An 11,337-nucleotide genomic window follows, 5' to 3' on the forward strand; every position below is an offset into this window, starting at 1 on the left:
AGCCGACTGGCGTTTAGGCGACGTTAAGCGTCCGGAGAAACTCTCCCCATCCGGAACGCTCAAAAAAGACCACGTAATCGTGTCGCGATTGTGGGAGGAGAGCGCGGATTTCCGCGGTCGACTACGGGTTTATTGCCCAAGAGCGGTCGCTCAAGGTGGCTAATTACCTATTTTGGCCGCCTCATTTAGCCCTTGTTAACCCTGCTTGAATTGACTGGACCAATCTGCACGATGCCTCCCACGAGGCGCGACGCCTGAGGCTAAGGACCCAGATGACGGCATCAGATGCGGAAACCGCGCCCTGGATCGGGCGGTTGACTGGCGGTGGCTCCGGGGTTTCCGTTCTGGTCGCGACCGCCATCGTCGTCGCAGACATGATCGGGGTCGGCGTCTTCACCAGTCTCGGCTTCCAGGTCAAGGACATCCCCTCGGGCTTCTCGATCCTTGCGCTGTGGACGGTTGGCGGCATCGTCGCGCTGTGTGGCGTATTCTCCTACAGCGAGCTCGGCGCGATGTTTCCGCGCTCGAGCGGGGAGTACAATTTCCTCGGCCGTACCTATCATCCGGCGTTCGGCTTTCTCGCGGGCTGGGTCTCGGCCACCGTCGGCTTTGCGGCGCCGGTGGCCCTCGCCGCGATGGCCTTCGGCGAATACGCCAAATCCGTCATGCCCGATCTGCCGCCGATCCCGCTCGCGATCGGCGTGGTGTGGCTGGTCTCGATTGTGCAATTGACCGGCGTCAGACATTCCTCGGCCTTCCAGCTGATCTCGACCATCCTCAAGGTCGTACTGATCGTCGCTTTCCTCGTCGCCGGATTCGTCATCGGCACGCCGCAGCCGATCTCCTTTGCCCCCCAGGCTGGCGATCTTGCCCATATCGTCAGCGCGCCTTTCGCAATCGGACTGGTCTTCGTGATGTATTCGTTCTCGGGCTGGAACGCTGCGACCTACATCATCGGCGAGATGAACACGCCGCAGCAGAGCCTGCCGCGCGCACTGCTCATGGGCACGCTGATCGTGTTGGTGCTCTATGTCGCGCTCAATGCGGTGTTCCTCTATTCGACGCCGATCAGTGCGCTGGCCGGCCAGCTCGACGTCGCAAGTGTGGCCGGGAGCAGCATCTTCGGCAGTCTCGGCGGGCGGATCGTCGGCGCGATGATCTGCGTCGGCCTGATCTCCTCGATCAGCGCGATGATGTGGATCGGTCCGCGCGTGATGATGACGATGGGGGAGGACATCCCGGCGCTGCGCGTGTTCTCGAAGAAATCGGTGAGCGGCGCGCCGGCCTACGCCATCCTGTTTCAGCTCGCCGTCGCCAATCTCCTGCTGTTCACGCGCAGCTTCGAGGCGGTGCTCGATTTCATCCAGTTCGCGCTGCTGTTCTGCTCGTTCTTCACCGTTGCCGGGGTGATCAAGCTGCGCATCACCGATCCCGATCTGCCGCGACCGTATCGCGCCTGGGGATACCCGTTCACACCGCTCGTTTTCCTGCTCGTGACCGCGTCCATGATGTACTACCTGTTGACCGAGCGACCCGTGCAGTCGCTGTCAGGGATGCTCGTCATGCTCTCCGGTCTGTTGATTTATGCTGTTTTCCGCAGGCGGCCGGCCGCCGCTGCCCCATCACACAATCGCGAATAGACATGTTTCGAACCATGAGACTTGCGGCCGTCGCACTTGCCCTTTTGGCTGCGGCCATCTCGTCCGCATGTGCGGGCGACGTCACCTTTGACGACACCGCCCGGTTCCTCGCTGGGATGCAGCCATCGGCGGACTCCCCACTGGTGCCGCTCACCAAGGACCCGTCCTGGCAGCATCACGCCAAATTCTTCGATGGCGCCTTCGCCCAGCTCGAGCAGCGCCAGATATCGAAGATTCGCGACTGGTCCGACGTCAATCTCTCCGCGCCCCGGCCGACCATGTTCTACTTCTTCAGCGGCCCGGATTTCCTCTATGCCAACGCGTTCTATTCCAAGGCCAGCACTTACGTGCTGGGTGCGCTCGAGCCGGCCGGTGCGGTGCCCGATCTGACCAGGCTGCCGCGCGGCGCGGTCAATGCCGCGCTCTACAATGTCGAGCGCTCGCTCGGCTCGATCCTGAGCTTTTCCTTCTTCATCACCAAGCAGATGAAGGTCGACCTGCACGCCAACCAGGTGAACGGTACCTTGCCGATTCTCTACGTCTTCCTGGCGCGCTCGGGCAAAACCATCCGCAATGTCGAGATGGTCGCGCTCGACGACAAGGGCGGAGTGCATACAGGCAACGATAATCCGGGGCCGAACGCCACGCGGGGCGTACGCATCACTTTTGTCGGCAGCGACGGCGAGGCGCGCACCCTGTATTATTTTTCCACCGACCTTTCCAATCCTGGCGCACGTGCGGCGGGCTTCCTGAAATTCTGCGAAACACTCGGTCCCGGCAACAGTCTGATCAAGAGCGCCTCCTACCTCCTGCATTCCGGCAATTTCACCGTGGTCCGCGACTGGCTGCTCGCCAACAGCGCGACCATTATCCAGGACGATTCCGGCATTCCGCTCGCCAGTTACAATCCGCGGCAATGGCGGTTCTTCCCGTTCGGCCGCTATCTCGGACCGATCGGGGAATTCCCCGGCCGTTACCAGGAGCGCTACGCTGAATTATTCACCCGTGCCCAGCCGATCGATTTCGGCGTCGGCTATCGCTGGCGGATGCATGAGTCGAACCTGCTGCTGGCGGTGAAGGTGCCGGGAAGCGAGAGCGCGCCGGCGGCGGAGACCACATCATCCGCCGAGCCGCCGCCGAAGCCGCCGCGGCCGAAGCGACCACGTCCGCCCGAGCCGATTCCACCGCCGCCGGGACGTTTCTTCTGGTTCCACTAACTACCAACGTACGCTCTGGCTGGGCACGATGAACGCCGTCGTGCTCGGCGGTGTCGCAAGGCTTGCTGACAGATACCAGCCGGAGCCGAGGACCAGCACGAGCAGCGCGATGATCGCGAGGATGTCGACGGTTCTGGGATCGTGATCTCTTGGATGAAGGCCAAGATGTGAGCCACGCCTGAAATGAAAATGAGGGCTGATTTTCCAGCGCATTGTTGTTTCCTCCCCGTGGGAGCGTCACAACAATCCGACACTGGAGTTCCGGTTCCGCTCAGGGCAGAAATGCGCAAAGCGCTGCAGCAAGCTCAAGATGGATTCACGCCGCGCCAGCGAGCGTAGCGCCAGGGCAAATACCAACGCGCATCCGGTGGAGTGGCGAGAGGCACATTGTCGATACCCGACGTGCCAAAGGGATTGCAGCGCAATAGGCGTGCGAGCGTCATCCAGCCACCGGCCCAGAGTCCGAACCGTTCGATCGCCTCATCGCCATAGACAGAGCAGGTCGGTAGATGGCGGCAATTGTATCCGACCAGCGGAGATAGCGAATGCCGGTAAAGCCAGATCAGCGCGCGACCAAATCTGCGCGGCAGTCGCAGTGCTTCGGCGACGGGAGCGGAACAATGCTCGCAGGCTGAGTGCTTCATATGCGCCGTGCCGACATCCTGTACGCCCTGATGCGCGGTTCCAGTGCAGGGAACAGCGAGCTGTTGTAGAGGCGCCATATTTTGCATGCTTTTTGGGAGCAGTGCAGCAAGTACCTATGGACGATCTGTATTCCCCCGGATACCATTTTTGTGACGTCCATGTGTACACTCGTTGGAACGTCGAAACGGGGCTTGCCTGAATCGCCTTGGGGCTTGGGGAAGGGACCAGTTTGAAACTTTTGAAGTCGCTCAATCTTCGCGGCTGGTTGCTGGTGGGAACCGTCGCTTGTGGTGTCGTCTTGGCGAGCGCCGTCGCGACATCGGGTTCGTCGGCCAGAGCTGGCGCCTCGCTTGAAGAGCGCAAGCTGCCGATGAAATTTAGCTGGGTGGCCTGCGAGCCCAATTGCCGTGGCTGGGTCAGCGCGGTGGGCATCATCACCGCCGACACTCCGAAGGATTTTGACGACTTTGCCCGCGGACGCCAGCTTGGCGGCGCCACCGTCGTACTCGACTCCAGCGGCGGTTCCGTCAACGACGCGATCACGCTCGGCCGGCGCTTCCGCACGCTCGGCCTTCTCACCACCGTCGGCATCACGCAGAAGAGCGGGCAGGGCGCCCGTCCGGCGGTCGCCTCGGAAGCGTATTGCGAATCCATGTGCGTGTTCCTGCTGCTGGCCGGCAAGAAGCGCTACGTGCCGGAAGCGGCTCATGTTCGTGTCCATCAGATCTGGATGGGCGACCGCGCCGACGACGCCAAGGCTGCGAGCTACACCGCGCAGGATCTGATGATCGTGGAACGCGACATCGGCCGGCTGGCCAAATACACCTTCGATATGGGCGGTGCGGGTGATCTGCTGTCGCTCGCGCTGAACGTGCCGCCCTGGGAAGATCTGCACGAGCTCGACCCAGCCGAGCTGAAGCTGACCAATCTCGTGACGACGGACCTCGTGGCCGACGTGCTGCCGCATGTGGACGTCACGGCGCCTGCCGTCACGATATGGGCGGTGCGGGTGATCTGCTGTCGCTCGCGCTGAACGTGCCGCCCTGGGAAGATCTGCACGAGCTCGACCCAGCCGAGCTGAAGCTGACCAATCTCGTGACGACGGACCTCGTGGCCGACGTGCTGCCGCATGTGGACGTCACGGCGCCTGCCGTCGCGGAGCTTGCACCGAAGACTCAGGCCAGATTCGGTCAGGAGCTAGACTCTCAGCCTGCCAAGTCGACCAAGACGGCGGAAGCCGTGGTTCCCACCGGGGGCGTGGTGGCGCCACCTGCGGCGCCGCAGAAGTAAGAGCCTAGTCCAGCTTCAGCCCTGCGCGGTGGCCGGTTGCTTCGCCTTGGCCTCGATCTGGCCGATTGCATCGACCACGGCATCGAAGGTCAACAGCGTCGAGGCGTGGCGCGCCTTGTAATCGCGGACCGGCTCGAGGAATTTGATCTCTTCCCATTTGCCTTCAGGAGGCGCGCCATTCTCCTTGAGCATCTTGCGAACGGTTTCGCGTAACTCACGGAGTTCGCTCGCAGTCGAGCCGACGACGCGACTTGCCATGATGGATGAAGAGGCCTGTCCGAGCGCGCAGGCCTTCACGTCATGGGCGAAGTCGGTGACGGTGTCGCCCTCCATCTTGAGGTCGACCTTCACCGTCGAGCCGCACAACTTGGAATGGGCAGTGGCACTGGCGTCGGGGTCCGGCAATCGCCCGAGCCGCGGAATATTCCCGGCCAGCTCGATGATCCGTTTGTTATAGATGTCGTTCAGCATGTGATGGAGTCCAACACTTACCTGCCCAATCGGCCTTGGCGGGCGTCGTTCACGGTCCTATATAGGGTCGGAACTGGCGGAAAAACAGCCCGGCGGTGCCTTGGCGGTGATCCAGATCTGCGCTGCCGGCGTTATTGCCGAGTGACCCCTTTCGCCAGATAGTTCTCTTCAGGCGTCCGGCGGCCTGTCCGCCCCGTCTGCCGGTGACACTCCGGCCGCAAGGCCGTCGAACGGAGTAGACATGGACGCGACGATCAAATCCATCCGCCCGAACAAGCCTTCCGACCGGCAGCCTGACAGCCGCCCGGCGGAGCTCGATCCTGCCGAATTCCTCGCGGCCGCCGTCCGTGCCGACCAGCCGCGCCCGGCGCGCGCCGAGGCGGAGGCGGCGGTGAAGACGCTGCTCGCCTATATCGGCGAGAACCCGCAGCGCGAGGGCCTGATTGATACGCCGCGCCGCGTGGTCGAGGCCTTCGACGAGCTCTATCAAGGTTATCATCAGTGCCCGGCCGAGGTGCTCGACCGCACGTTTGGCGAGACCGCAGGCTATGATGACTTCGTGCTGGTGCGTGACATCGAGTTCACCTCGCAATGCGAGCATCACATGATGCCGTTCTACGGCAAGGCGCATATCGCCTATACGCCGGTGGAGCGCGTCGTCGGCCTATCCAAGCTCGCGCGTCTGACCGACATCTTCGCCCGTCGGCTCCAGACCCAGGAGCATCTGACGGCGCAGATCGCGGCGGCCATCGACGAAATCCTAAAGCCGCGCGGCGTTGCCGTCCTGATCGAGGCCGAGCATACCTGTATGTCGGTGCGCGGCGTCGCCAAGCATGGCGCCTCCACCTTCACCAGCCGTTTCACCGGCATGTTCCGCGACAATCCGGCGGAGCAGGCTCGTTTCCTGTCCCTGGTGCGAGGCCTGCAGCGCTGACCTCGCGAATGACTGGCGAGAGTTGCTGTGTCCGCTCACTCCCATGAGATCGAGGAAGGCCTGGTCTTCCTCCCCAAGTTCGATGCCGCCGGCCTCGTGACGGTCGTTGCGACCGACGTCGCGACTGGCGACGTCCTCATGGTCGCGTACATGAACGACGAGGCGCTGCGGAGGACGATTGCAACGGGCGAGGCCTGGTACTTCAGCCGTTCGCGCAATGCCTTGTGGCGAAAAGGTGAGACGTCAGGTCAGACCCAGCGCGTGGTCGAGATCCGCACCGATTGCGACCAGGATGCGGTCTGGATTCGAGTCGAGCAGATCGGTGCCGCCTGCCACACCGGCCGCAGGTCGTGTTTCTACCGCAAGGTTGAAGCCGATAGTGGGGATGCAAGGCTTGTCTTCGTTGATGCTGACAGGCTGTTCGATCCGAACGACGTTTACAAGCAATAGCAACTTTTCTTTCCGGGCTCATCGCTGCGCGATGCCCCGGAATGACTCGGGGCGGGGTCGCCGCCGCCACATTAACCCGGCGTTAACCATGATTGCCCCACGGTGGACCATCAGGCGTCCGAATTGCCGGCGCCTTAAACACCGCGCGGGCCGGTCACGCCATCATGTCGGTCGACAATTCCAGTGCCTCGCTGACGGCGTTTCTCGATCCGTCGCAGACGCGTGTGGCTGGCGCGATCAAGCAGGTCTCCAACCGAACCGGCGTCAGCTTCCAATACATGCTGACGACCGCCAAGATGGAATCCGATTTCGATCCGACCGCGGGAGCCACGACCTCGTCCGCGCACGGGCTCTATCAGTTCATCGACCAGACCTGGCTTGGCACGGTGAAGGAGGCGGGAGCCCAGCTGGGGTACGGCAACTACGCCGATGCCATCACCAGGACCTCGTCGGGCAGCTACACCGTCGATGACCCCTTCATGAAGCGGTCGATCATGAAGTTGCGCGACGATCCCGAGGCTGCCTCCAGCATGGCGGCGGCGCTGACGCAGTCCAACAGTTTCAAGCTCACCGGTCTGCTCGGCCGCAGGCCCTCCGACAGCGAGCTCTATATGGCCCATTTCATGGGCGTCGGCGGCGCGGCGAAACTAATCGCCAATGCCGAGGATAATCCGCAGGCTGTTGGGGCGCGGCTGTTTCCGAACGCGGCCTCCGCCAACCGCTCGATCTTCTACGCCAGGGACGGCCGTGCCCGCAGCGTCTCAGAAGTCTATTCGGTGCTTGACGCGCGCTACGCCAGCGCGGCGAATTCGAAGGTCACTCGCAGCGCGATGGCGATGTATGGCGCTACGCCCTCGACCACGCAGGTCGCGAGCGTCAATGGCGTCCAGCCGACCGCGCCGGTGATCGACAACGCCGCTTTTCTCCAGAGCTTCCCGGACGCGCGAGGCGTCACGCCGGTGAGCGCGACATCGTCAACGACCGCCGCCGACAATGCACCTTCCGCGCCGGCATTTCGCTCGATCTATCAGCCCGGCGACGTCGGGCAGCCGGTCTCGACGACAGTGCAGAAACTATGGGGCAACAACGCCTCGCTGACCTCGGTCGCATCGGCGACGCCCGACGTGCGTCCGCCGCAACCGCTTGATCTCTTCAGCGATCGCAGCGGCTCGTTCTCGAGCTGACGCGCGTCGTCGCGCTTTCCAGCCCTTAACAAATCATCAATAAAACCAGCCAGTTATGGTGAACGCTTTGTTAAGCGTCGTGGTTTATTTTGTGTTGCAGGTGACGGGCCGTCACCATTTTCGTTTGTTGTGTAAGCCGGAAGCAGCATGATTGTTCGGCAGTTTATCAATTGGATCAGGACGGCGCCCGCCGGTGAGCGGGCGGAGGCAACGCGGGCGTTGGCCCGGGCCTGGCTGATCTCGGACCTTTCCCATGATGACCGTGTCGCGGCCGAGGGCGCGCTGCTGATGCTGCTCGACGATCCCTCGCCGCTGGTGCGGCAGGCGATGGCCGAGGCCTTTGCACGCAGCCTTGATGCGCCGGCCTCGATCGTACGGGCGCTGTCGACGGACCAGCCCACCGTGGCGCTGCCCGTGCTCGAACATTCGCCGCTGCTGGTCGACGCCGATCTCGTCGATATCGTCGCGACTGGCGACGAGGAGGTGCAATGCGCGGTTGCCCGCCGCATCGCGTTGCCGGCCTCGGTGTGTGCTGCGATCGCCGAAGTCGGCTGCGCGGCCGCCTCACTCGAGCTGATCGAAAACCCCCACGCCGAGCTTGCGCCGTTCTCCTGGAATCGCATTGTCGAGCGACACGGCCATCTCGCCGCGATCCGCGAGGCAATGCTGGTGCTGGACGACATTCCAGCCGCAACGCGTGCCGCTCTAGTGGCCAAGCTCTCCGAGACGCTGGCCCAATTCGTCGTGGCGCGGAACTGGCTCAGCGCCGACCGTGCCGAGCGCATGACGATCGAGGCGCGCGATCGCTCCACCATGAACATCGCAGCGCGCTCGCGCGGTGAGGATATGCAGGATCTGGTGAAACATCTTCGGATCACCGGCCAGCTCACCGCGGGCCTGATCCTGCGCGCATTGTTGTCGAGCAATCTCGACCTGTTCGATGCGGCTCTTGCCGAACTCGCCGACCTGCCGCTGGCGCGCGTTTCCGCACTGCTGCACGATCGCGGCGGCAACAGTCTACACGCGCTGCTTCGCCGCGCCGGGTTGCCCGAGGCGACGTTTGCCGCGTTCCAGGTCGCGCTCGATGCGTGCCACGAGCAGGGCTTTGTCGACACCGACGACACCGCAGCGCGCTTGCGTCGGCGCATGGTTGAGCGCGTCCTCACCCATTGCGAGACCGACAGAGGCGCTACCGAGCCACTGATGGTCCTGCTGCGCCGCTTCGCCACCGAATCCGCGCGCGAAGAGGCGAGGCTGTTCTGCGACGGGCTGGTCGGGGAGGATACGATCGACCCGGCGTATGACGATCTGATCGCGGCTTAGTTCGAGTCGGTCCCACAAACTCCGTCATTGTGAGCGCAGCGAAGCAATCCAGACTGTCTCCGCGGAGGGCTTTCTGGATTGCTTCGCTGCGCTCGCAATGACGAGGGGAGAGAGTCGGAGCCTTTACTCCGCCGGCACGATGCTCGGCGCCAGGATCACTTCGAGGTGCTCGGGGCGGTCGCGGTTGACGTCCGCGAGATAGTCGTCGGCGACCTTGCGCAGACGGCGGCTGAGCTCGGCGGAGACGCTGATGCTGTCGAGCCTGGTGTTTTCGTGCACGATGGCGATGATCGCATTGATGTGGTGCGTGAACAGCTCGGCCGGGACCTTCTCGAGATCCGGCGCATGCTCGATGATGCGGCAGAGGCTCTCGGCGACTCCCGCCGCGGCCGGAAAGCCAAACGTCGCGGCGTCGCCCTTGATGTCGTGCGCGGCGTGGAATAGCTCGTCGCGCCGTTCCTTGGTGAAGCCCTCGTTGCGGATGGCGGCATGGGCGGCTGACAGCCGGTTGACCTCGGTCGTCATCCAGTCCTTGAACTCGCTGGAGAGGCCGGCCAGCGCCTGCTCGGCGCGGCCAATCGGATCGTCCATGTCCTTTTCTTCGACACGGCGCAGTACCTTGCGCAGCGGATTGGGCTGCGTGATGACGTGATGCGTGGCAAAGGCCTTGACCTCGATGTCCTTTGCGCTGTTCTTCGCCATGATGCCTGCCTCGTGGTGTGAGACGTCTGCGCTAGATGGAGGAGCGGGCCTTGTCGAGCAGCGAGGGCTGCTGGAGCACTTCGTGCTTTTCGCCGACGCGGCGCTCCGGCCCCATATAGGCGGAGTTGGTGTTGCGACGCCGGTCCGGGCCGAAATAGGTCTTGGTCTTGATGAAGGGCCGGGGACTGGCGACCACGTTGAGAATGCGCTGGTAGAGGCCCTTGGCCGAGATCGGTTTGGCCAGGAATTCGGTGACGCCGGCATCGCGCGCGACGGTGACGCGGCGCTTCTCGGAATGCCCCGTCAGCATGATGATCGGCGCGTAGGGGTTACCCTTGGATTCCGGCTGCCGGATCATCTGTGCAAGCTCGAGCCCGTCGAAGATCGGCATCGCCCAGTCGGTGATGACGATGTCGGGCACGTAATGGCTGTACATTTCGAGCGCCGTCGCGCCGTCCTCGGCTTCATAGACCTCGCGCGCGCCGAACGAATGCAGCAGCGTCCGCAGGATGCGGCGCATATGCGGATTGTCGTCGCAGACGAGGAAGCGCAGCTTGTTGAAATCGATACGGAACATGACGTCCGGGTCAAAGCGGTCAACGGGTGTTAACCATATCGCGCCGGAGGTTAATGAAGGGTTGCGACCGGGCCTCCGAGAGGAGGGCCGGGAGGGGGCTCAGTACCCGAACTGCTCGCGCAAAATGCGCTCTTCCAGGCTGTGGCCAGGGTCGAACAGCATGCGCATCGAGATGCTCTTGTCGGAGAGGATCTCAACGCGTCGAACCCTGCGGACTTCCTCGTGGTCGGCGACGGCCGCAACTGGGCGCTTGTCGTCCTCCAGCACCTCGATCACGACATAGGCCGTGTTGGGCAGCAGGGCGCCGCGCCAGCGCCTTGGCCGGAAGGCGCTGATCGGCGTCAGGGCCAGCAGCGCCGCGTTGATGGGCAGGATTGGACCCTGCGCCGACAGATTGTACGCCGTCGAGCCTGCCGGCGTCGCCACAATGACCCCGTCGGCGATCAGCTCGGGCATGCGCTCGCGCTCATCGATCAGGATCCGCAGGCGCGCCGCCTGGGAGGTCTGCCGGAACAGGTAGACCTCGTTGATGGCGTGGTGCAGGTGAACGCGGTCGTTGACGTCGGTTGCGCGCATCAAGAGCGGATTGATCTCGGATTCATGCGCCGCCGCGAGCCGCGCGCGGAGATCGTGTGCCGAGTATTCGTTCATCAGGAAGCCGACCGTGCCGCGGTGCATGCCGTAGATCGGCTTGCCTGAGCGCATGTGGTGGTGCAGCGTCTGAAGCATCAGCCCGTCGCCGCCAAGTGCGACCACGACGTCGGCCTCGTCAGGATCGCAATTGCCGTATTGCGACGTGAGCTGGTGGAAGGCGGCCTGCGCTTCGTTGCTCGGGCTGGCGACGAAGGCGATCCGGTCGTATCGCGATGGCTTGGTCATGGGCTTCCAGGCAGGTGCCGCTGGC

General features: G+C 63.5%; 13 protein-coding genes and 1 pseudogene. 8 read left to right on the forward strand and 6 right to left on the reverse strand.

Features of this window, described 5'->3' with window-relative positions:
- Nucleotides 1-272 precede the first annotated feature (272 nt).
- Both X265_RS15905 and X265_RS15910 read left to right on the forward strand, forming a co-directional pair.
- The gene (locus X265_RS15905; RefSeq protein WP_128965663.1) at nt 273-1,640 is read left to right on the forward strand and encodes an APC family permease; all 1,368 of its coding nucleotides are present in this window, start codon (nt 273-275) and stop codon (nt 1,638-1,640) included.
- A 2-nt stretch (nt 1,641-1,642) separates the two neighbouring features.
- Entirely contained in the window at nt 1,643-2,857 is a 1,215-nt protein-coding gene (locus tag X265_RS15910) for a hypothetical protein (protein ID WP_128965664.1), read from the forward strand.
- Here X265_RS15910 and X265_RS15915 read toward each other — a convergent pair whose 3' ends face one another.
- Complete coding sequence (locus X265_RS15915; RefSeq protein ID WP_128965665.1) at nt 2,858-3,070, reverse strand: hypothetical protein; 213 nt, start codon at nt 3,068-3,070, stop codon at nt 2,858-2,860. It abuts the gene before it with no gap.
- Nucleotides 3,071-3,162: 92 nt separating this feature from the next.
- Nucleotides 3,163-3,501 carry a membrane protein insertion efficiency factor YidD gene (yidD, locus tag X265_RS15920; protein WP_128969291.1) on the reverse strand — a complete coding sequence of 113 codons (339 nt, stop codon included), beginning with the start codon at nt 3,499-3,501 and terminating at the stop codon, nt 3,163-3,165.
- 230 nt (nt 3,502-3,731) lie between these two features.
- Here yidD and X265_RS15925 point away from each other — a divergent pair, with 230 nt between their 5' ends.
- Together X265_RS15925 and X265_RS41375 are read left to right on the forward strand one after the other, a co-directional pair.
- Nucleotides 3,732-4,535 (forward strand): COG3904 family protein, encoded by an 804-nt coding sequence (locus X265_RS15925; RefSeq protein ID WP_245478055.1) that lies wholly within the window; start codon nt 3,732-3,734, stop codon nt 4,533-4,535.
- A pseudogene (locus X265_RS41375) lies at nt 4,493-4,792 on the forward strand (hypothetical protein); the annotation flags it as partial. The gene X265_RS15925 and the pseudogene X265_RS41375, both read left to right, overlap by 43 nt.
- A gap of 15 nt (nt 4,793-4,807) precedes the next feature.
- On the opposite strand, the gene X265_RS15935 reads toward X265_RS41375, so the two are convergent.
- Complete coding sequence (locus X265_RS15935) at nt 4,808-5,263, reverse strand: iron-sulfur cluster assembly scaffold protein (protein ID WP_128965666.1); 456 nt, start codon at nt 5,261-5,263, stop codon at nt 4,808-4,810.
- A 241-nt stretch (nt 5,264-5,504) separates the two neighbouring features.
- On the opposite strand from X265_RS15935, the gene folE reads away from it, so the two are divergent.
- From folE to X265_RS15955, 4 genes are all read left to right on the forward strand, one after another.
- A complete protein-coding gene (folE, locus tag X265_RS15940; protein WP_128965667.1) occupies nt 5,505-6,197 on the forward strand; it encodes a GTP cyclohydrolase I FolE in 693 nt (230 codons plus the stop codon).
- A 27-nt stretch (nt 6,198-6,224) separates the two neighbouring features.
- Nucleotides 6,225-6,647 carry a phosphoribosyl-AMP cyclohydrolase gene (gene hisI, locus X265_RS15945; protein WP_128965668.1) on the forward strand — a complete coding sequence of 141 codons (423 nt, stop codon included), beginning with the start codon at nt 6,225-6,227 and terminating at the stop codon, nt 6,645-6,647.
- A 164-nt stretch (nt 6,648-6,811) separates the two neighbouring features.
- Nucleotides 6,812-7,831: a lytic transglycosylase domain-containing protein gene (locus tag X265_RS15950; protein ID WP_244659318.1), complete on the forward strand. Its 1,020-nt coding sequence runs from the start codon at nt 6,812-6,814 to the stop codon at nt 7,829-7,831.
- Between the two features lie 147 nt (nt 7,832-7,978).
- Nucleotides 7,979-9,154 carry a DUF2336 domain-containing protein gene (locus X265_RS15955; protein WP_128965669.1) on the forward strand — a complete coding sequence of 392 codons (1,176 nt, stop codon included), beginning with the start codon at nt 7,979-7,981 and terminating at the stop codon, nt 9,152-9,154.
- Nucleotides 9,155-9,277: 123 nt separating this feature from the next.
- Here X265_RS15955 and X265_RS15960 read toward each other — a convergent pair whose 3' ends face one another.
- The 3 genes from X265_RS15960 to X265_RS15970 all read right to left on the reverse strand — a co-directional run bounded on the left by X265_RS15960 (nt 9,278) and on the right by X265_RS15970 (nt 11,312).
- Complete coding sequence (locus tag X265_RS15960) at nt 9,278-9,856, reverse strand: Hpt domain-containing protein (protein WP_128965670.1); 579 nt, start codon at nt 9,854-9,856, stop codon at nt 9,278-9,280.
- A gap of 31 nt (nt 9,857-9,887) precedes the next feature.
- Complete coding sequence (locus X265_RS15965; RefSeq protein ID WP_008133731.1) at nt 9,888-10,433, reverse strand: response regulator; 546 nt, start codon at nt 10,431-10,433, stop codon at nt 9,888-9,890.
- A 99-nt stretch (nt 10,434-10,532) separates the two neighbouring features.
- Nucleotides 10,533-11,312: an NAD kinase gene (locus X265_RS15970; protein WP_128965671.1), complete on the reverse strand. Its 780-nt coding sequence runs from the start codon at nt 11,310-11,312 to the stop codon at nt 10,533-10,535.
- Between the last annotated feature and the right edge of the window lie 25 nt (nt 11,313-11,337).

The organism is Bradyrhizobium guangdongense, assembly GCF_004114975.1.
Taxonomy (GTDB): domain Bacteria; phylum Pseudomonadota; class Alphaproteobacteria; order Rhizobiales; family Xanthobacteraceae; genus Bradyrhizobium; species Bradyrhizobium guangdongense.